The organism is Pelatocladus sp. BLCC-F211, from assembly GCF_041928655.1.
Lineage (GTDB): Bacteria > Cyanobacteriota > Cyanobacteriia > Cyanobacteriales > Nostocaceae > Pelatocladus.
This window is the reverse complement of record NZ_JBHFLM010000163.1, coordinates 1-19,051: the sequence shown is the minus strand read 5'-3', so window position 1 is coordinate 19,051 and position 19,051 is coordinate 1. Positions and strand designations below refer to the sequence as shown.

Here is a 19,051-nt window from a genome sequence, read left to right as displayed (position 1 = left end):
ATCTCCAGACCTTCATACTTGGGGAAGAGGTAATATATTACCAGGACAATTGTCATTATGTATGGCTCGTAGCGCTCTGGGATAGTTATGAAAGAAACTGACGCGCTTAACACAAGTAGAAATGCCTGTATCAAAAAAATCACACAGAACACATTTGGCTCTGGGATGAGTGATGAAGATTGGTTTAATTTAGGAAAATCTGATGCCTGGGCTAAACAACCCAAAGTGCCACCAGAACATGATTCTCAAGCTGCTAGTATGTACGACTTAGGTTACAGCGAAGGAGAGATTAAACATCCGCCAATTGAAAATAGAGCAGCAGATCAGTAGTTAGAAATCTGTTTACACCGAATCATCCATCCAGCCACACTCACAATCCCAATGTACTCGTGAAATGTAATCGCGGTTCATTGCAGCACCACAAGCAGGACACTTACCTGTAAATAGGGGGTGGTTATCCAGAAGATACAGCTGCTGCTCCCTACTCCAGCGCTGCGGCGGCTGAATAATTTCCTCGCCGTTATAGGTCACACGCTCTATAACCAGTTCATCATTGATATACCTCGCCCCTTGTGGTTCCCACTGCTCCTCATCGCTCTCGCCAATCCCTAAAAAATCCACAAACTGCTTACCCTCTAGTTCGGGGTCAGGACGGAAATCAAGACAGGTGTCGTTAGCTGGCCCTGTGGGATGGACAGCACAAACGACATGGGGATCATGGGAGTAGAACAAGCAGCGATCGCACATCTTGATTTTTGGCATAGCACCAGTTTAATTCCTTGCACGAGTGCGACGCACCTACCCGTTTTTGTTATCCTATATCCGTAAACCACTTTTTTATATTTATTGTTTACACTTATGGCAGGAAGGAAGAAATTAGACCGCGTAAATTTACACGCACGGGTTGCACCAGGGACAGGGGATAAGCTCAAAGAAATCGCGCATATACTAGGTTATATCTACGATAATGAAGGTTCAACAGGTCAATTATTGGATGCGATCGCCTCAGGTGAATTAATATTAATTGCTACTAAAAATAGAAGTAATGCTGGTAAAAATGGTTAATTTTATGGCATAAAAGTGGTTTAAAATAGATATGGGGACGTTGCGTGTCCCCAGTTACCAAATAAAGGAGGTGATTGATTGAGCAAAAATGGTAACGGTCATCGAGGTTTTTGGAACCCGGTCAAAGTCTTTATCCGCATTATCCAAGGAGTTTGGAAAAAGCGGGATGAAGTATCGGGGGAAACTTACCTCGTAGACTCGGAAGTTGTCAGAGATGACCTGGACGATATTACAGACGAGCCAGATTCTCAAGACAACGTTGATAACTAACATATAGTTAGTAGCCCCTAGTAGCCTGCTAGGGGTTTTACTCTAAATTAAAACTTATTTGATTATGGCAGATTCCAGCACCGCAGTTTTTTGTCCTGTTTACTATCAAATTATTCAGCGCCGAGGTAACGGCTGGGCTTTTAAACATGGTGAGCCATTTATTAATTTATTTAACGCCCCGAATTTGTCACCGGAAGAAGAGTTTGCAGCTTTTGGTACTTCGATGAAGAAAGTCGCCATTGAGCTTTTTAGAATCAATGGGGGCAAGCAAGGTTATTATCTAGCGAATATCTTGGATAAAAAATACTATTACTGCGGCACTTGTTGGAAAGATGTGAAAACCAAACTTCAAGAATTGGGAGTCACAAGACCAGACCCAATGGAAGCATGAAGAAAACTATTTTTACAAGAAGTGCGATGCTCCTACGAAGCCGCTACGCGATCGCTCGAGCGCATTTTGGCGTGGTGTAATTCCAGACTTTTTTACTAATCTCGCTTAAACTCCATTTGGGCGAAGTGGTCTTGCAGCAGTTTGTGAATGAAGCGGTAACGACCACCAACACGTTGGAGGAATAATCGCTCGGTGCAGTAGTCGAGGAAACGGGCATAGTTCCAAGGGATGTAGCCGTTGCGGCAGAGAATGAGGCGTAGGGTGAAGTGTTGAACTAGACTTTTAGCTCCACCACTAAAACAAAAAATTAACGGAACATTTGGTAAAAACATTAATCCAATAAACCAACCAGCAATCTGTCCACCACTCAAACCAACAACTAGTAGACTAATTAATACGCCACAAATTCCAAAGAATGCAGCATTTATTGCTGATTTCCTAATTCCTTGATTCGGAATTTTCTTTGTGCTTATTTCAGAAATATTTAATCCTGCCATCAATACAAAAATCAACATAAAAGTAATTCCCAAGGCTGTTCCACCAAGAGAACCACCAATTAACTTACCAATTAATACAATAATAACCCAAAGTATTATTATAAATAATGATAATTCACCTAACAATTTTTTTTTGCTTTTTTACATGAGAAATTAATTATTTCTATAGTCCTTATTTTTTTGCTAATTCCGCAATTTATTCCGAAAAAGAATACGTACAAAATTGATATTGACAACCCTAAGAATGGAGCCAAAATGCTACGTAAATTTTCCTCAAGTTTAGTAATACTGTTAATAAGGTCGCTTCACCTGTTGCGGTTGCGACTCTTTACTTAAATTAATCAGCACGGCATTGTGTAGAGACTGTCTTAACCGTGCTGTAACTTCTTCCTTGACTGAGGCTAGTAGTATCCGTTCATTTTTTGGTCGAGCAGGATTACCTACAGGTGCTAGCTGTTGTCCAAAGAAAAAATTCCAAATGTCACCGCCTATACGCTGGGCGTTAACATTTTCAGCATTGATAAACCCACCACCAAACTGGGCATTGCGTAAGTCATTATTAGTAACCTTTTTTGAGTCTTCTGGCTCTGGAGTGGGGTCTTGTGACTCTGGCATAGGCTTAATCTGGGTGTTCTTGGTTGTCAGTGTTTTGAATATTACCGCCAATCTGCTCTGCGTTGACTATATTAGCATCTACAATTCCACCAGCTATTTGGGAGTTAGGTTGGTAATAAATAGTAAATTTTCCAGAAGTTTCTGCTAGTTGTTTATTTTGTTGATTAATTGTAGAAAATAACTGATTAATTACTTTATCTTTATCTTCAAGCCTAGTTTGATATTGTGCCTCTAATACTTTGTGTGCAAATTCATAGCTTTGCATGAAGTCACCGTGTATCTTCGCCTTATCGGCATCAGGAGAAACAGCAACCTTGACTACAAGAATGCCATCCCCTTTCTTTTCAATGCTTTGAACATCCAGTTGAGCGCCTTGATTTTCAACTTCTACTTTTTTGAAGGAGTATGCAAAAGCATCCCAGTCAATGCCGTTGCGGAAAATTAGGTCTACGGTTTCTAGGGATTTTTGAAATAGTTTAGTGAACTCTCCTGGTGCGAAGTTGCCACTACTGGGGCGGCGCTCTTGTTGACCCCGTTGAAGATAAACATAGTCACAAATCACATCAGTAAGATTGGTGTCGCTGTTAGTATGCCAGTTTTCTAAGCAAGCTCCTGTAAAGTTTGCAGCAGTGAAATTTGTTTCTAATGCTCGAATTATATAAAGCTCAGTTTTACTGAGGTTAGCCTCGCTGAGGTTAGCGCAACTAAGGTTAGCACTACTAAGATCAGCCTCATTGAGGTTAGCTAAAACGAGGTTAGCTTTGCTGAGGTTTGCCTCGCTGAGGTTAGCCACAACGAGGTTAGCTTCACTGAAGTTAGCCTCTACAAGGAAAGCTCTGCTGAGGTCTGCCCTACTGAGGTCTGCCTTGCTGAGATTAGCATAACTGAGGTCTGCCCTGCTGAGGTTTGCCTCGCTGAGATTGGTATAACTAAGGTCAGCCCATATAAGCTTAGTCCCACTCAAATTAACTCCACTGAGGTTAGCTCTGCTGAGGTCAGCCTTAATGAAGTTTATTTGTATTTCAGGATTTTTTTTCCTCCACTCATTCCAAATTTCTACTCCCTGCCTGAGTATTGCAAGATGTTCCTCATTTGCCATCTTCAGCTAACCCCTCAGCTTCATTTTTCAAAAGTGAGTTACTATGCTTCCTGCCAACCTTCTATAGATGCCAGCAGAATATTAACTAAAGGATTGTCAACTAATTCTCTTAATGCTTCGGTTCCACCTGCTTTCAATGCACCAATAACACGCGCTTTCAGGGTTGAGTTCTTTTCAATTTCCTCAACAGCCTTAGCCACAACTGTCATTCTTTCAGCACTAGTCGTAGTGGGGTAATTTTGCTGTAGGTGTTGCAGGAGAGCTTCAATTTCTTTAGCTGCTTCTACAAGGTTTTGTCTCTGCTCGGACGTGTAGTTAGTAATATTGCCACCTATTTGATTTGCATGAACCGTCTCTGCGTCTACAAGACCACCAGCGAATTGAGCATTTTGTAAGTTGTAGGTAGATTGTTTTTTAGGAGTTTCTGCCACTTCTTTTAAACCTCTAGTAACTGCTCTAAATGCTATTTCTAAGCTTTGAACCTGACCATCTTTCTGTGCCAGTAAATATATCAAATCTGCTTTAGGTAAAGCTTTATATTGATTATATAAATCAAAATATTCTACACTTAATTCAGACTTATCAGCATCGTCTGCGGCTTTAGCTCTAAGCAGAAACTTATCTTCGCCTCGTACCTCCATTCCAACAATTCGCAAGTCTGCATCTGGATTGTTTTCAGCTAGTTGTTTAAATGCGATCGCAATTGCACGAGGGTCAACGCCCTGGTTGTGGTAGAGGTCAAGGGTGTCAACAATGGGTTTGATAAAATCACCAAATTCTCCATCTGCAAAAACTTCTTGTAGGTTGTCCGGTTTGCGAAGAGGGTTTGGGTTTTCTTTAGTAGGAAGTCGCATATAAACGTACTCACACCTGACCCCGTCAAATTTTGTGTCGCTGGTAATACCCCAATCTTCAATGTAAGCTCCGGTAAGAATTGCACCTGTAAAATCGGTTCCGTCTAATTGTGTTTGTACTAGCTTGACTCTAGATAAATCAGCATCCTGGAAATTAGCTTGACTTAAATCTGCGCCAATAAAACTAGCATCTACCAAGTTAACTGCTTGAAAATTAACACCTCGCAAGTCGTCACGGTCAAAATTCTTATCCTGTCCCAATCTTGTCACTAACACTTGACGCACTTGTGTCTTTTGCAGGTAAGTTGAACCAGGACGAGTGCGATCGAGTTTCTTGGTTTTGTAGAAACAGGTACGAGTCAGATTAGCTTTTCTCAAATCTGTGCTTTTGAGCGTTGCGTTTGTGAAATTAGCATCAGTTAAATTCGCGTTGCGAAAGCTTGTCCCGCCAAAAGCTGCAAAAGCAACAGCGATGTTGCGAATCATGGCGTGCTTTTCGTCTCCTTTCATCCCTCGCCAACTGATATAGATACTCAGTGACGTTACGGCTACGGCGAAGGCTACGGCGAAGGCTACGGCGAAGACTCCGACGAAGGCTCCGGCTACGGCAAAGGCTACGGCGAACTTGATAAAAGATGAGCAAATTCAAGTCTAAAACAATCTTCAGTGTTGGTGTGGCGATCGCATTTTGTGTTACCACCATTAAAATAGATAGGGTAAAAGCAAATCCTGCCTTAGCGCCCGCCGTTCCTCTATGTGCAACGGGAGCAGGTACAGTCGTGTGTGTGTTGCTTGGGGTTGTGGTTTTAGAGGCAACCTATCAAGTGTGGAAAAATAATCAAACAGGCGAAGTATTCACAACAGATGAAAGTGGGAAGAAAAGGTACAACATAGACCAAGTTGTATTTATAGGTATTGTAAGAGATAAAGGAACTTGTGAAAGTATCGCCAGAAGATATGAAATTGAATATGGGGGGACTTGGGAAGTAATAGAACCTGTAAGTGCAGGAATCAGCACACCGGAATCAGAAGGTATACCAAGTGAACAAGGATATCTCTGTCAGATCATCAAAACCAAGTAGGAGTTTAGCACATGCCTTGTAAACAAGTCTTTGTAAAAATCTATAGTGAGCATCAAGGTAAAAAGCATTACAGAGATGATTTAACTCTTTGCACAAGTACTTCCTTTGGAGTCGAAAAAATTCTTGGCACTTACTGTCATAAAGTTTTAGTTACTCACAGAGAACCAGCTGAAACGAGGAGTAGAATTTACAAAACACCTCATCTTGTTTATGACATTGAGATAGTGCCAAGAACACCATTAACTGAAGGTGAGTTTTTGGAACTAGAAGCAACAACAAAATATTCTCTTTTAACAGGAGATGAGATTTGGAAAGTCTACACTAGGTTTGATAATAATACTCACTCTGAAGAAGAAATTATTGTCACTGAATGGGTTGACCACTTCGGCACTTTTTTCTGTTGCGATTATAGAGATAGCCTGGAGAGATTAATTAACATCCATGTCTGGAACGGTTGGAAGCGGACAGAAGTTATTGCTTCTATTCACAAATTACTAAGCTTAAAGTCTAAAGAACTAGAGTTTTGGCAAGTAGAAAAACTACAACACCTGCGTCAACTAGTAGAACAAAACCCTGAACTGTTGCAACAATATCCACAAGCATCGTGACCAAAGAAGGGCGCAGACATTTCAATGTTTTGAGGTGGGCATAGTTGCTCACCTTTTTTAGCGATCGCAGGAATACTTATGATGGGTCAAGTTCCCGCCAATGGACAATGACATGATGAATTAAAAAGTTGTCTCCACCTTTTCTTTGAAACTGGATAGTGTTTTGACCTTTTTTAAAGAAGTCGGATGGAATGATATCCGTATGAGTTTGTAAGCCAGTATGCTTACCCTGTCCAGTTCTATGGACATCGATCCCAGGCAAGGGCTTCCCATTAATCAAAATTTCATGGGATAGTTCATCTACATGAGAAACTTGGTATTGAACAAAACCAGAACTGAATGGTTCTTGGTTTATTTCAAAAATTTTTGCTGATGAAAATGTACCCTTGAATGTGAAGTCAGTATTAATATCTCCTTGGTTATCACCAAGATGCTCGTTAAATGATAAAACTTGAAAATCTGCTCTTGCGCTCATAATATCCTCTCTTTTTTAGCAGATATTAAAGCCTCGCTGCTCTTTCTTTAATAATATTATCCTACAGCAAATATGAACATGCCAAACTCAAGCCCCTCAACAGCCATAATATGAAGATTGGTTACAAGCCGGAAAATTAGAAGCTAATTAAAGAAGCCAAAAGAGTAGCGATCGCCCTCACTGTTAGCGGGAATCCTAAATATGTAATCTATACAAGGTGTTAATCGTGGAAAGTTCAAAATTTCTCTTCTGCCGTAACTGTGGCATGAAGACTCAACACAGACGCACGCTTAAATCAGTGAACAGTTATCAGTTATCACGGCGTATGGTGGGGGACTTAAATCAGTGAACAGTGAACAGTTATCAGTTATCATAAACCCAAGAATAAATACACTACTCTTTACTGATAACTGATAACTAATAACTGATAACTGTTAATTGGTGGGGGACTTAAACCCAAGAATAAATACATCACTCTTTACTGATAACTGATAACTGATAACTGATAACTGATAACTGTTAAATATGATTGGGGGGCATCTCAATTTGCCAAATTTTCAAATGTAACGATACTGAGTTACCCCAATTACTAGTTCTTCCCAGGGCCATTACACGGCCAGACGGACTCTCCATCAGTACAAATCCATCTTCCTGATTTTTGCCATAAAGATATACAAATGTATTGAAACAAAGCACATTACTAAACCATTACTGCCTTACCTTAGCCGCCGCACTGATATCATTACCGCAGACATCGACCTGGCGGAGTGCGATCGCGCCTTAGTTTAGATTTACTTTATAAATAGCCTCTTATGGCTTATCAAGAAAGATAGTATTGCCCGTTATAACAATGCTCCCATCATTAACGCTATCCTTACTTGAACAAGCTAATCTTCCGTAGACAGTAACAGGCTGGTAGTTCAATCCAATTTTTTGAGATAATTCTTGGCACTTTCTTTCATGCCAAGCCTTTTCAGACTCAAATTGGCAGCTTGAGAGAGATAAGCAAAATACCAATACAGTAACACCACATAAATAGCATTTACTATTCATTTATTCACACCTAACTCTTACTTTTTTTTAGTAAAAAATTGATTGTTCTTCACTTTTCACCCAAGAACAGGGTGTGCCTTTAGTCCTGGTGAATAGTTCATCTGCTGGTAGGTAGACTTTTAAAATTGGGTGGGCTATGCGAACAATTGCAAAATATCAAAATTTAAGCAAGCAGCTTTTGAATATGAGTAATGCACTGTCTTGGATTATTTTGAGCAAAAAAGTTTTTAAATCTGATAGTTGGGATACCTTGATTGGCTAAACTTTTCATCCGTCGTTCATCTTTCTGAATCTGCTCTTCTTTCAGCCAGTGATGTGATCCATCTATTTCCACAACACAAATCTTTCCTGTTTTATGATTAAAAGCAACTATATCTGCTGTGTAAAAACTTTCAATACTTACTTGATGGCAAACCAGCATACTTGTAGATTTCAGCGCCTTCACTATTTCATCTTCCCCTATGCCAATATATCCATTATCACGGTTTTCTTGTACTTCTTCATCAGATAAAGCTTGCCACCCTTGAGATTCAATTACATCATAAATAGCACCATTTTTTAACCATTCTTGAGTCTTTTTTTCTAAAATATGAGGTTTTGCTTTTATCCATTCAGGTAAAGCAACATTATTATAGTAGTCTATGTCCTTTCTGTAGGTTAGTAAATCTTCTTGATATTTTTTCTCTGCTTGCTGAGTTTTGATTACATATTTGGGATATTCAGATGTGTAAGCCCATACCCATAAACCTATCAACCCGAATATAGCTAGAATATTAATACCCGGTATTAACAAGAATAAACCCAGAAAAATTGTCCATCCAACAGGCATCCAATTTTCGACTTCAGTTCGTTTTGGCTCAATAGGTTTAGATGGTTTACCTAAATCTTGATCAGTGAACCTTGGATGATAACAAGTTGGCTCATGAATAGATTTATAGATACGAGCCGGACAATATTCATCACTGAGATTGCGAGTATTTACCATTGGAGTTTTACTAAATAAATTAGTTATGTTTAAAAAATTGCGATCGCTGCCATTCCTGTTATGCAATCTTGTAAAACGTTCTCAAATGTGAAAATACAAAACTAATTAAATTACTTTATTTTCTACTTTATTAAAGAGTCTTTTTAAGCTGTAGCTCTTTTCAAGAGGTCGCTAATGGATTGACCAAGAATCCTTTGCTCTTCAGCCATTTTACGTAACTTAGATATTGTTGAACTATCTTTTTCCTGTTCCTCTAAACTTGTAGCTAAAGCATTGAGAATTTCTACTTTTTCTTCAAAATTTTCTTGTTTTAAAATAAATTCACATAATTCTTTTATACGATGTTTATCTTGAGGACGTACTTCTTGAAAAATATTTTTGTAACCATCAAAATAAGCTCCTGTTAATTTTAGTAGTTCATCTAATGCAGCTTGTACAGGTTCTTTAGACTGTCCTTCTAGCAATACATCTGCCGTTTTTAGAGCAGAATGAGTAAACCTCAAAAAACCTGGAGACTTGATTGCTAATAAGTAGAAAATCATTCCAATAAAACCGAAAGAAAACAAATTAGTTAACACTTCCACTTGTGACTTTTCTTGTATATTTCTTTCACATTCTGATCTTTCATATAAATTATCTAGAGACTGACAGTTTTCAGTTGAATAACAACTTGTCAAATTAAATAATATAAGTATTGCTAATATAAGCTTGATAGATTTGATTAATAGTTTAAATTGATTGAACATTATTTTTACCTATAATCTATAGGATTCCTATTTGATTTTTGAACAAAACTCAGTACACATCTAGCTTCCTTTTTTTTCTTTCTTTCCCTATTGCCTATTGCCTATTGCCTGCCTCCACGAGTAAATTCATTAATCAAATCAGATTGCTATATGTAAACGTAAGTGTCTTCTGTTATTGAGTAAAGAGAGTTGCTAACCTTTCAGTTCATGTACACGTTGCCACTGTTGTTGTGTCACCTTGTAGTTTGTACAGTTAGGCTGACGAATTACCATCAAGCTTTTTAACACAGGATCAAGCTTGAGGTCTTCGCGTAGCAGTGGCTTTTCTAACAATTTGCTGGTAAAGCGAATCTTGGCGCAAGGTTTAACACCAATGCGACTGGTATCAATCCAATAGCCAATATCAGGAGGGTTGTTGATGATCTTGGGGGACTCAATAATTTCTGCGATGGCATATATCCCCGCCTTATCCCCAGATTTCCAAATCAGCACCCCATCACCAGCAACCATATCTTTGGCATAGCGCGTTGCTAGCCAAGGCATCTGCTCAAAGTCGCGGATGCCTTCAATGATGCGGTAATACTTGGGGTTGCCTTGAAATAGCCAATATGCCATTTTTGTAGATTTCCTAGCTTAATTAGGTGGGGCGATCGCTCCTCATTCTCTTTGAACGTCGCGCCTCCTATCCCCCCTGTTCTCCTTCCTCTAAGAAAAAAGGGAGGCACATTCCGATGCTTGGCTTGGACGAAGGGCTGAGGTGGGGGTAATTACACACTGCACATTGCCTTTATTGATGAATCGATTCCCACACTTTCTTGATTACTTTCTTAGTAAAAACAGAAAAATCACCCTTGTTCATCATCCAATCATAATAACTAGGCTCATCTCTTGAAAAAACTTGGAATAATGTTTTACCTTCATGCTTACCAAAATTAAATATCTCCCTTTTTTGGTCATCATAGACCACTTTATTAGTTGGATCGAGTAAGTTAATAGGTGTGAAACTACTTAGTTCCTCTAAGTTATTTTGTATTGGATAGGATATATTGCCGTCGTTGTCTTCGTAAGCTACATTCTCATAATGTTGAAGCTGTGCTTTTAAAACTTCATAGGTAGCGCGAATATCATTTGCTGCATCATGAGCGCCAACTAAATCTTTATTGCAGTAGAACTTGTAAGCAGCTTTTAAATTACGAGGTTCCATTTTATGGAATATGGTTTGTACGTCAATTAGATTTCTTCCCTCAAGCTTAAAATCTATGTCAGCGCGGAAAAATTCTCCTAACAGAAGAGGAATGTCAAACTTATTCGAGTTATATCCTCCAATGTCGCTGTCTCCAATAAAAGTTGCCAAGTTATGAGCTACTTGAGCAAAGGTAGGTGAGTTGATAACATCCTCATCATAAATTCCATGAACTTTAGATGCAGCAGGAGGAATAGAAACAGTCGGATTAATTATCAAGGCTTTTATATCCTCACTACCATCAGGGAAGACCTTTAGTATTGCGATTTGAACAATCCGGTCTTTGGCTATATCTTTTCCTGTTGTTTCTAAATCAATAAATGCTAATGGACGTTTTAGGTTTATATTCATGTGATTTTCCTTTAGGAAATACAATTTTTTCTCAACTTAAATGTCGCTCTGTAATTAACTAATTGACATCCTTAATTTCACGCATCGCATAATACAAGCGCTCATACTTGTTTGCTACTTCACTTCGATAATTTGGTATTGACTTCTCCTGAAAATAGCCTTTTCACTCAGAATAAATCCAGTTTTGAAACTGTGTTACATTCAGTTTTTTCGCCACAAGACTTGCTTTACTCATAATATCAAGAACAGATATTGATGAATCTAGTACATCTCTTTGAAGCCCTAAAACTAGAGAATTGTAATTACTCATCATTCCTCATCCTCATTATCACGTCCCATGCGATATTTAATATCATAGTTAATAATGAAATCTAGCTCTTCATCAGTAAAACCATAGTGTTGGGCAAGAACACGGTCTATATCGTCAAGAATGGGTTTGGATTTCTGAATTTTGAAAGATTGAGTTTCGGTTATACCTGTTTGTTGTTGGTTTCGTACTTGCATTGTGCTATTTTTTTTTAAATCAGTTATATATCTTGAAGCAAGAAACACAAGTTTTTTATCAGATAAGGTAGAAATTGGAATTGGGAAGTTTTGAATATCATAAGGGTTTAAATCACGGCAATTTGAAGTAACTGTGTACCACCACCAAAATGTATTGCTGCTAAGAACTGCAATTACTGGTCTTATTATCTCTGGCTTTAATAATGTGAACGAAGTTTCTCGCGTGGAATGTCCCTGAACATTATTAACATTGAATACAGGTGCGAAATCAGTAAAAACTTTCCAGTACAGTCCACCTGTAGTTCTGTAATAGACGCGATAATTACTATTTGCTGCGAAATCTTTTAATAAAGTTTTTATAATAAGGCATTTTTTCAATACTGAAGATTCAATTTCATCTCCTATCTTTGGTATCCAAAAAGCGGGTCTTTGGTGCTGAACCTCCATATAATTAATTTTAAACATGAGTCCTTATCGGCTATCTGAAGTCCATTTTTGATAGCTTGTCGTGAAAGTTTTTTCTTCTGAAGAAGATGTAACAGTAAAAATTGTTAATGCTCGATTTACAGTATCAAAGAGTTTTGCAGGTCGCCATGAATAATTCGCATACCAAGCATTTCGTTTATCTTCTAAAAGTTCTTGTACAACTCTCATTCTTTGTGTAGACACAATTGATAGAGGCAATATCATGCTCATCATTCCATTAGTTGATAGAACTTGTAAACTGCGCTCTATACACATGGCATGTACAGCTTTAGTATTACTGCATTTAAAAGTATTAGGAGAATAGCTAATTTGCCTTTGTTCAAGATATGGAGGGTTTCCGATAATAACATCAAATCCACCCCGTTTCATAATTCCATAAAATTCAATAAACCAGTGGAAGGGCTGATGACTATCTTTCCATCTTTTAAAACGCGCCGATTGTTGAGATAGTCCCATTTCATACTCATTAGACAAATATTTATCAAGTTCTGCCCTTAACTCGTGTACATTGGTATACAGTTCAGATTTTTTACTATTAATAGCACTACCGTCAATCTGTGCAAAAACTTGTAATCTGCGAAATTCTTGAAAGATTTTATCAACTTTCTGGGCTTTTGCTTCAATGCTTTTAACTATACTGTCATCAAATACTAGCTTTAACTGCCCAGAGTTTTCTTTATTAACAGCTTCTCTAACTTCATCTAGTGAAGTAAAACCAACTAAAGTATTTCCAGCACGAATATTAAAATCAATGTCTGGTAATGGTTCAATACCTATATTGGGCTTTTTATAGTCAGCTTCAATTTGAGAGGCGAGTTTGAGGTACAAACGCAACTTACATATTTCAGTTGCTTCCTGCATGATGTCTACACCATACAGATTATTAATAATAATGCTTTTAAGAATGAAGTATTTTCGGTTGGCGTGTAAATTTATTTGTGCAAGAACTTCTTTAAAATTTTCTAGAGTTTGAGCAGCATTTTTATTAGCAGGAACAAAGCCCTCATCTAAGAAAATTTGCATTTGCTCAAGGCAAGCTTCATACAATGGTTCTAAAATATTAAGGGCAGCAAATAAAAATGCTCCTGAGCCACAGGTTGGGTCAAGTAAAGTAATTTTTGTAATAGCCTTATAAAATGCCCATACAAGCTCTGGGTCATAGCAGTTTTCAATGACATCCTGAGCCAACTGGCGCATATTGAGGTTGTAAGTGATTAAGTCATTAGCTGAGTTAATTTTCCCATCAGCTATCTTCTGCCGTAGCTCTAAACATTTTTGACGACGAGCTATGTGTTCACGCCATGTTTCTGTAGGTAGTGCATAATCTGATTGAGCAGGTTTGTTCCAATCATTGCGTTTGGAGACATCATTAATGCCAGCCTCAATATCTTTTGGTAGCTGGAGGTTTACACCTTTGAGGACTGGTTCGTAGATGTAACGGTCGGGGTCTTCACGCAGGAGTTTCCAAGCTATGCCGTCTTGCTGGAATAGGAATTGCATATGTGACTCTCTACTGTTTCAAAAATGAAGGGAATAATACAGTTTTTGCTGATGTATTCAGTAATATCTTCTTTGGTGTAATAAGCACCCATTTGTTTTTGGTTGGTGTACTTCTCAAAGATGTAACCAAGCACATCTGGATTAATTTCTTTTTGACTGCGTAGAGGGCGGTCGTCCAAATGCCAATCGTAGCTGTCAAAGAAGTCGAAGATATTTTCAAACGCTTTGTCTAAAATGTGGATATTAGGGTTAATAACTTCTAGTGGGTGGATTTCAAACAAACCACCGTTGAGATAGGGTACTTTACCTAGCAGTTTCTCAAGTTCAGGTGTACGTTCTGGTTTACCTAAACCTTCATGGCACAATCTGAGAAGAAAGTAGCGATAAAACGTATGGAACGAATCTCTACCATGTTCTTCTTGACATTTTCTCAACCTATCACAGAGATAATCAGGATTGCCATCCAAAAACTTCTTTTTCTGCATGAAGTATATGAACATCAAGCGATTGAGCATTAATGATGTATACCATTCTTTATCTGATGCTGAATTAATACCATCAATAAATTCGATAAAATCAGCGTGTTGCTTTTTGAAATCTTCGTAGAACTTTTTAGTTACTCTATCTACATCAAAAGCTCTCCGAGCGCGTCCTGTGACTTCTGGTAACGTTAATGATTCCTCTTCTTCTAGAGAAAATGCCAAGGTTTCTAGCTTTTGTAGGAGTAAATCACCAGATTGATTAATGTGAAAGCGTTGCTCACGACTAGCTAATGGTTTATTTTTTTCTCTGCGTACCCACTGCCACACTTGCTCTTGCTGTGCTGAGTCAGTGTAGATAATTAAATGTTCACGAGTATATTTGGTAATCTCCTTGTCTATTTTGCGGCGGGTCGCATGGTCAGGTATATTTGCATTACCCTGGCAGTGGTAAACAACCATGCCACACTTTTGCGCGATCGCTTCTAAGTTATAGTCATTGTTATTGACTGCTAGAAATATGGGGGCAATATCAGCATTATTCCAACCAAGTTCTTCAATAAATAGAGAAAGGAAATCAAAATTTTTGAGATAGTTCCGCACTTGCTTTTGGTTGATTTTCATAGTTTATACCCCCTGGAATAGCCCTAATGAACAAATGATTTGAGCTTCCCGTAGCTCATCTTCTGGGTTAATGACACAAAGCGTGTCATCGTCTCGCAGAGATACAACCATAGCCGCAAGCTGTTCGTCAGTTATCCCACTTTTTAACTGACGGTTGAGTTTAGTCATGGCTGTTTCACGCAATGGATAGCGATAAATTTCTTCAACAGCTTTCAACAACGTTGGCCAATCCTGTGTTAATGCCAACAGTGGGGTTTCTTTTTCTACTTTTTGTATATGGTGGCTAAGTCGTTCATAAGTTCTAGCACGGGCGCTTCTGGGACTCCCTAACTGACCGCCGCTACTTTTTTGTTGCTCAATAATCAGATTAGAACCCTTATTTACCAAATCATGATGTTGTAGATATCGTTCAATGGCGGGAGTATCCCTGTTACACCTTGCTATTTTGAGAATCCGCATTTGGGATTGGGTAACACTCTTACCATCCTTATCTACCCAGGATAGAGCATCTGTCCCGTCTGCTGTTCGCAGATACATTAGTACACCCTCTGGGTTATTTTCATCGGGCTGATGGTGGCGAGTGGAATAAACCACATTGGGCATTTGCTCAATTGTCTTTTTCAGTGATGGGTCAGCATCAACAGCGTTTTGCCAGATTTGTAGAGCTTCAGAAGTCAGATCAACTTCACCATCATCTTCTTCATCCAAAATTCCCGACTTTTCATGGTAAAGGTCTACAATTGCCTGGTCTGCACTATCCTCAAAGAACGCTTCATCTGTTCCTACTACGTCTGCATTTTCTTGCAAGCGTTGGCGTAACCTTCCACGTAGGTTGATTAATTGCTCTACTCCATCTGCTGGTAAAAATGAGTAGCAAAGAATTTCTTCTGCCTGCTGACCAATTCTGTCAACCCGTCCAGCCCTTTGAATAAGCCGGATGATTGCCCAAGGGAGGTCATAGTTCAAAATAATGCGACAATCTTGCAGGTTTTGTCCTTCACTCAGTACATCAGTGGCAATTAAAACCCTTAACTCTTTTTCTGGTGGAATGGCTTTACCATTACTTTTAGGGCTAAAACACCAAGCAATAGCAGTAGGGTCAGCAGAACTACCTGTTGCCGTTGCCACTTGGGGAATGTTTCTATTTCCTAATGCTTGTTCTAAATAACGAGCAGTATCAGCGAACTGGGTAAAAATTAATATTTTTTCGTTGGGATATTCCTTTTGTATTAACTGCAATAAAGCTCCTAATTTCTTGTCTTTGGTAGAGTCCCAATTTCCACATTGGTTTAGTACACCAATTAAAGCTTGAGCATCAGCAATCAGGTCACGTTTTAAATCTTTTCTAAATAAATTAGGGCGCAACCACTTAAAACGCTTGCGATAATGAATTTTATATAGTTGATATACTGATGCTGCCTTTTGTTTATAATCAGTTTCTTTTTGCTCTATAGATGTTAATGCTGTTAATTCAGGATCATCCTGACTATCATCATCTTGGGATTCTAAATCTGCATTCAAGACAGCAACTGAATCAGCATCTTCATCACTATTGCTAGTGTCTAATAAATCTGCATCCTGTGTACCAATGGGTATATCTTCACCTTGCTCAATAGCATGAAGATAAACATAATTGCGTAAAATATGACGCTCTAATGATTGGATAAAAGCAACACCACTGCTTTCTAATCGCTTGAATAAATTAGTCTGACAAAAACCCATCAATCGCCTTCCAGCCCGTGATAGCCCATCTAATATGCGCTGTTCTTCTGGGGTGAGTGGCAGCTTAGGTTTAGCGATCGCATAGTTACCTAGTCCATATCGAGGTAGATTGAGGGAATTAATAACGTCTACTACATCATCTGAGTAAAGTCGTGCATAAGGGTCTGATGCTATACCACCAATAGCAAAGTTAGCTGTCTTGGGGATGCGAGTAGGGAAATAAGAACGAGTTCCATCAGGGAACTCTAGATATTTACGACCTGTTTGCAAGTCAGTTTTAGAATAATTATCTTTGATAAAACTACGAGTCCGGCGTACCATAAAGAGACTCATTAGTTGCTGCCAGTCTTCCGGGTTTCTACTTTTTTCAAAAGCAGCTAAAGAGCGAACTGGTGTTTGTGAATACTGACACTTGAACTCATTTTCATTACCAAGTTCTCGAATTAAAGCTTCAGGCTTAATACCTATATCCTTGCTTTCAGGAACAAACAAGCGTAATTGTGATGACAGGTCTAAATATGTTTTATTGTAGGGAGTAGCAGTCAGCAAAATGCAGCGACTTCCACTTTGTTCTATATATTCTTTAATATCTGCATACCTTTGTCCTGTACGATTTCGCAAGTTATGACTTTCATCAATTAGCACCAACCGAAAACGTGCCGGAACATTTGCTAGTTCCTTGCTAACTCGACTAATGGACATGACTTTGCCCCTTAGTCCATATTGCTCAACATAGTTCTGCCACATAGAGACTAAGTTTTTTGGGCAGATGATTAAGGTGCTGACTCCAAAATCTTCTTCGCAGATTTTAGCGATCGCAGTACCGACTAAGGTTTTTCCTAAACCAACTACATCACCCACCATTACACCACCACGCTTGTTTACACGGTGAGCAGCAATGCGTACTGCCGCTTCTTGAAATTTAAGCAGTTTAAAATCAGATGGAACTTGATATTGACTTAAACCGTCTCGCGCCTCTTGAGACAAATGGTAAGCCATTTTCAAATAGATGTAATATGGCGGTATTAACTGCTCCCTTGCCCAGCTTTCATCAATAATTTCAGACAATTCTTGAGAAATATCTAAGCAAAACTTGTCTTCCCAACGCTCATCAAACCAATCTTGCAGCTTTTTAGTAGCATCATGGTCTGTAACATCAATATTCAGTTCTCCCTGTCCAGAAAGACCTGAGAAAGTTAAATTACTACTGCCTAAAAATCCAACTGCCGGAAGATTATAGTGATTTTGAGGAATAATGTAGAGTTTGGCATGAAGGAGATGACGTAGGTAAAGTTTTACTATCAGCTTTTTTGATATCAGCTGCTGTTTTAGTCTTTGTAACCCTTTCTCATCAGCATTGCTTGGTATCCCCATCATAAGTTGCTGACGGAATTCTTGAGCAACCCTTTTTCTCAATCGAGTTACTTCCCCTTGGTCAATTGGTTTTTTAGATGCTCCCAAAGCTAAGGTTTTGTACAGTTCATCTTTAGGAAGCTTTTGCATTCCAACCAAAAGCCGACAGCAAGCCCCTTCATGACCTGCATAATGTTCAATTAGCGTGTCAATTTGTTGCCACCCTCTAAGGTTAAAATAGCCCACACAAAAATCAGAACGATTCGAGACTTTGAGCGTCTTGTTAAGTGCGTCTAGCAAACGTTCATTTATATTGTCAAAAATGCGTGGCATTCTAAATTCCTTTAGTTAACCTGTTTGCTTTCTTGCTACTTCTTTAAGTAACGCTCCAACAAATCCTGACCCTCGTCGCCCATCTTTTCCAACATTCCCTCAATCTTCTCCATCGCCAAGGGCGACGGCGTTGAGCGTCCATTCTCCCAACGGTTAATCGTGGAATAAGTAACGCCTAGAGAAGCTGCAAGCTGTTCTTGCGTTAGTCCAGCCAAAAGCCGCAGATCACGAATGATCTGCCCCACCTCTGGCTGATTGATAGCCAAGGGTTTTTTGATAGTCATTTAATGAAAGAAACTTAACCCACTAGCTTAAGTAGCGGATGCTATATTATTTGCTACATATTAACCATGCGAAATTGAAGTATTCATCAGTGAATACCCTTGATTTGTGTTTTTGGAGTAAAATTTATTGCTTTAATTAAGGGAATTTTTTAAGTGATGTTGAACTTAAGTTCTTAGAGAAAAAGTTGCTAGGGAGTGTGATCGCCCACCCCCACAACCGAGGAGCGATCGCACCCAATAGTAATTTGTGACCTACCATTTTCAGTAACACCCAACTGAGAACCGCTATATGCCTCTCCTCAAAGAAAACGACAGCGCCATGCGTAACGTGTTGACTCATGCCAAAGTCATCGCCGTTGTTGGTCATTCTGATACACATGAGCGCACCAGTTATCAAATCGCCCAATTTTTGCGGAGTGTAGGCTATACCGT

Annotated in this window: 23 protein-coding genes; 7 read left to right on the top strand and 16 right to left on the bottom strand. The window is 38.9% G+C overall.

The genetic code is table 11. The annotated features are described in order from the left end of the window. Nucleotides 1–87: 87 nt before the first annotated feature. Nucleotides 88–330 (top strand): hypothetical protein, encoded by a 243-nt coding sequence (locus tag ACE1AT_RS20400; RefSeq protein ID WP_374871609.1) that lies wholly within the window; start codon nt 88–90, stop codon nt 328–330. Nucleotides 331–342: 12 nt separating this feature from the next. Here ACE1AT_RS20400 and ACE1AT_RS20395 read toward each other — a convergent pair whose 3' ends face one another. After that, on the bottom strand, nt 343–762 hold the full coding sequence (locus ACE1AT_RS20395) for a hypothetical protein (protein WP_374871607.1): 420 nt from the start codon (nt 760–762) through the stop codon (nt 343–345). A gap of 96 nt (nt 763–858) precedes the next feature. Here ACE1AT_RS20395 and ACE1AT_RS20390 point away from each other — a divergent pair, with 96 nt between their 5' ends. The 3 genes from ACE1AT_RS20390 to ACE1AT_RS20380 all read left to right on the top strand — a co-directional run bounded on the left by ACE1AT_RS20390 (nt 859) and on the right by ACE1AT_RS20380 (nt 1,726). After that, nucleotides 859–1,065, top strand: a complete 207-nt coding sequence (locus ACE1AT_RS20390; protein ID WP_374871605.1) for a hypothetical protein — start codon at nt 859–861, stop codon at nt 1,063–1,065. Between the two features lie 78 nt (nt 1,066–1,143). After that, nucleotides 1,144–1,335 carry a hypothetical protein gene (locus tag ACE1AT_RS20385; protein ID WP_374871604.1) on the top strand — a complete coding sequence of 64 codons (192 nt, stop codon included), beginning with the start codon at nt 1,144–1,146 and terminating at the stop codon, nt 1,333–1,335. A 64-nt stretch (nt 1,336–1,399) separates the two neighbouring features. After that, nucleotides 1,400–1,726, top strand: a complete 327-nt coding sequence (locus ACE1AT_RS20380) for a hypothetical protein (protein WP_374871603.1) — start codon at nt 1,400–1,402, stop codon at nt 1,724–1,726. Nucleotides 1,727–1,821: 95 nt separating this feature from the next. Here ACE1AT_RS20380 and ACE1AT_RS20375 read toward each other — a convergent pair whose 3' ends face one another. From ACE1AT_RS20375 to ACE1AT_RS20360, 4 genes are all read right to left on the bottom strand, one after another. Further along, nucleotides 1,822–2,349 (bottom strand): hypothetical protein, encoded by a 528-nt coding sequence (locus ACE1AT_RS20375; RefSeq protein ID WP_374871601.1) that lies wholly within the window; start codon nt 2,347–2,349, stop codon nt 1,822–1,824. Nucleotides 2,350–2,514: 165 nt separating this feature from the next. Then, nucleotides 2,515–2,838, bottom strand: coding sequence for a hypothetical protein (locus ACE1AT_RS20370; RefSeq protein ID WP_374871599.1), 324 nt, complete (start codon nt 2,836–2,838; stop codon nt 2,515–2,517). 4 nt (nt 2,839–2,842) lie between these two features. Next, a complete protein-coding gene (locus tag ACE1AT_RS20365; RefSeq protein ID WP_374871597.1) occupies nt 2,843–3,937 on the bottom strand; it encodes a pentapeptide repeat-containing protein in 1,095 nt (364 codons plus the stop codon). A gap of 41 nt (nt 3,938–3,978) precedes the next feature. After that, a complete protein-coding gene (locus ACE1AT_RS20360; RefSeq protein ID WP_374871595.1) occupies nt 3,979–5,301 on the bottom strand; it encodes a pentapeptide repeat-containing protein in 1,323 nt (440 codons plus the stop codon). Between the two features lie 125 nt (nt 5,302–5,426). Between ACE1AT_RS20360 and ACE1AT_RS20355 the strand changes: the two genes are divergently transcribed. Then, nucleotides 5,427–5,873: a hypothetical protein gene (locus ACE1AT_RS20355; protein WP_374871593.1), complete on the top strand. Its 447-nt coding sequence runs from the start codon at nt 5,427–5,429 to the stop codon at nt 5,871–5,873. 11 nt (nt 5,874–5,884) lie between these two features. Next, complete coding sequence (locus tag ACE1AT_RS20350) at nt 5,885–6,481, top strand: hypothetical protein (protein WP_374871591.1); 597 nt, start codon at nt 5,885–5,887, stop codon at nt 6,479–6,481. 76 nt (nt 6,482–6,557) lie between these two features. On the opposite strand, the gene ACE1AT_RS20345 is transcribed toward ACE1AT_RS20350, so the two are convergent. The 11 genes from ACE1AT_RS20345 to ACE1AT_RS20295 form a co-directional block, all read right to left on the bottom strand. Then, the gene (locus tag ACE1AT_RS20345) at nt 6,558–6,956 is read right to left on the bottom strand and encodes a hypothetical protein (protein WP_017307374.1); all 399 of its coding nucleotides are present in this window, start codon (nt 6,954–6,956) and stop codon (nt 6,558–6,560) included. A gap of 1,216 nt (nt 6,957–8,172) precedes the next feature. Next, nucleotides 8,173–8,994 (bottom strand): DUF559 domain-containing protein, encoded by an 822-nt coding sequence (locus ACE1AT_RS20340; protein ID WP_374871588.1) that lies wholly within the window; start codon nt 8,992–8,994, stop codon nt 8,173–8,175. Nucleotides 8,995–9,137: 143 nt separating this feature from the next. Further along, nucleotides 9,138–9,740 carry a hypothetical protein gene (locus tag ACE1AT_RS20335; protein ID WP_374871586.1) on the bottom strand — a complete coding sequence of 201 codons (603 nt, stop codon included), beginning with the start codon at nt 9,738–9,740 and terminating at the stop codon, nt 9,138–9,140. A 192-nt stretch (nt 9,741–9,932) separates the two neighbouring features. After that, nucleotides 9,933–10,355 (bottom strand): EVE domain-containing protein, encoded by a 423-nt coding sequence (locus ACE1AT_RS20330; protein ID WP_374871585.1) that lies wholly within the window; start codon nt 10,353–10,355, stop codon nt 9,933–9,935. 172 nt (nt 10,356–10,527) lie between these two features. Further along, nucleotides 10,528–11,334 (bottom strand): exonuclease domain-containing protein, encoded by an 807-nt coding sequence (locus tag ACE1AT_RS20325; RefSeq protein WP_374871583.1) that lies wholly within the window; start codon nt 11,332–11,334, stop codon nt 10,528–10,530. A 163-nt stretch (nt 11,335–11,497) separates the two neighbouring features. Then, complete coding sequence (locus ACE1AT_RS20320) at nt 11,498–11,644, bottom strand: hypothetical protein (RefSeq protein ID WP_374871613.1); 147 nt, start codon at nt 11,642–11,644, stop codon at nt 11,498–11,500. Continuing rightward, nucleotides 11,644–12,303 carry a hypothetical protein gene (locus ACE1AT_RS20315; RefSeq protein ID WP_374871581.1) on the bottom strand — a complete coding sequence of 220 codons (660 nt, stop codon included), beginning with the start codon at nt 12,301–12,303 and terminating at the stop codon, nt 11,644–11,646. Before ACE1AT_RS20315 ends, ACE1AT_RS20320 begins: the two co-directional genes overlap by 1 nt. 6 nt (nt 12,304–12,309) lie before the next feature. Then, nucleotides 12,310–13,824, bottom strand: a complete 1,515-nt coding sequence (locus tag ACE1AT_RS20310) for an Eco57I restriction-modification methylase domain-containing protein (RefSeq protein WP_374871579.1) — start codon at nt 13,822–13,824, stop codon at nt 12,310–12,312. Further along, nucleotides 13,794–14,927, bottom strand: coding sequence for a type IIL restriction-modification enzyme MmeI (locus tag ACE1AT_RS20305; RefSeq protein ID WP_207391038.1), 1,134 nt, complete (start codon nt 14,925–14,927; stop codon nt 13,794–13,796). The genes ACE1AT_RS20310 and ACE1AT_RS20305 overlap by 31 nt, the downstream gene beginning before the upstream one ends. Nucleotides 14,928–14,930: 3 nt before the next feature. Continuing rightward, on the bottom strand, nt 14,931–18,335 hold the full coding sequence (locus ACE1AT_RS20300) for a helicase-related protein (protein ID WP_374871577.1): 3,405 nt from the start codon (nt 18,333–18,335) through the stop codon (nt 14,931–14,933). A gap of 35 nt (nt 18,336–18,370) precedes the next feature. Then, complete coding sequence (locus tag ACE1AT_RS20295) at nt 18,371–18,619, bottom strand: helix-turn-helix transcriptional regulator (protein ID WP_131121514.1); 249 nt, start codon at nt 18,617–18,619, stop codon at nt 18,371–18,373. 289 nt (nt 18,620–18,908) lie between these two features. On the opposite strand from ACE1AT_RS20295, the gene ACE1AT_RS20290 reads away from it, so the two are divergent. Beyond that, nucleotides 18,909–19,051: CoA-binding protein (locus tag ACE1AT_RS20290; RefSeq protein WP_374871611.1), on the top strand; the 143-nt coding region annotated here is incomplete at its 3' end.

Bases quoted from the DNA above. Each gene is read 5' to 3' on its own strand.
- ACE1AT_RS20400 (WP_374871609.1), top strand. From the start codon at position 88: ATGAAAGAAACTGACGCGCTTAACACAAGTAGAAATGCCTGTATCAAA.
- ACE1AT_RS20395 (WP_374871607.1), bottom strand. From the start codon at position 762: ATGCCAAAAATCAAGATGTGCGATCGCTGCTTGTTCTACTCCCATGAT.
- ACE1AT_RS20390 (WP_374871605.1), top strand. From the start codon at position 859: ATGGCAGGAAGGAAGAAATTAGACCGCGTAAATTTACACGCACGGGTT.
- ACE1AT_RS20380 (WP_374871603.1), top strand. From the start codon at position 1,400: ATGGCAGATTCCAGCACCGCAGTTTTTTGTCCTGTTTACTATCAAATT.
- ACE1AT_RS20370 (WP_374871599.1), bottom strand. From the start codon at position 2,838: ATGCCAGAGTCACAAGACCCCACTCCAGAGCCAGAAGACTCAAAAAAG.
- ACE1AT_RS20365 (WP_374871597.1), bottom strand. From the start codon at position 3,937: ATGGCAAATGAGGAACATCTTGCAATACTCAGGCAGGGAGTAGAAATT.
- ACE1AT_RS20360 (WP_374871595.1), bottom strand. From the start codon at position 5,301: ATGAAAGGAGACGAAAAGCACGCCATGATTCGCAACATCGCTGTTGCT.
- ACE1AT_RS20355 (WP_374871593.1), top strand. From the start codon at position 5,427: ATGAGCAAATTCAAGTCTAAAACAATCTTCAGTGTTGGTGTGGCGATC.
- ACE1AT_RS20350 (WP_374871591.1), top strand. From the start codon at position 5,885: ATGCCTTGTAAACAAGTCTTTGTAAAAATCTATAGTGAGCATCAAGGT.
- ACE1AT_RS20345 (WP_017307374.1), bottom strand. From the start codon at position 6,956: ATGAGCGCAAGAGCAGATTTTCAAGTTTTATCATTTAACGAGCATCTT.
- ACE1AT_RS20340 (WP_374871588.1), bottom strand. From the start codon at position 8,994: ATGGTAAATACTCGCAATCTCAGTGATGAATATTGTCCGGCTCGTATC.
- ACE1AT_RS20335 (WP_374871586.1), bottom strand. From the start codon at position 9,740: ATGTTCAATCAATTTAAACTATTAATCAAATCTATCAAGCTTATATTA.
- ACE1AT_RS20330 (WP_374871585.1), bottom strand. From the start codon at position 10,355: ATGGCATATTGGCTATTTCAAGGCAACCCCAAGTATTACCGCATCATT.
- ACE1AT_RS20325 (WP_374871583.1), bottom strand. From the start codon at position 11,334: ATGAATATAAACCTAAAACGTCCATTAGCATTTATTGATTTAGAAACA.
- ACE1AT_RS20320 (WP_374871613.1), bottom strand. From the start codon at position 11,644: ATGAGTAATTACAATTCTCTAGTTTTAGGGCTTCAAAGAGATGTACTA.
- ACE1AT_RS20315 (WP_374871581.1), bottom strand. From the start codon at position 12,303: ATGTTTAAAATTAATTATATGGAGGTTCAGCACCAAAGACCCGCTTTT.
- ACE1AT_RS20310 (WP_374871579.1), bottom strand. From the start codon at position 13,824: ATGCAATTCCTATTCCAGCAAGACGGCATAGCTTGGAAACTCCTGCGT.
- ACE1AT_RS20305 (WP_207391038.1), bottom strand. From the start codon at position 14,927: ATGAAAATCAACCAAAAGCAAGTGCGGAACTATCTCAAAAATTTTGAT.
- ACE1AT_RS20300 (WP_374871577.1), bottom strand. From the start codon at position 18,335: ATGCCACGCATTTTTGACAATATAAATGAACGTTTGCTAGACGCACTT.
- ACE1AT_RS20295 (WP_131121514.1), bottom strand. From the start codon at position 18,619: ATGACTATCAAAAAACCCTTGGCTATCAATCAGCCAGAGGTGGGGCAG.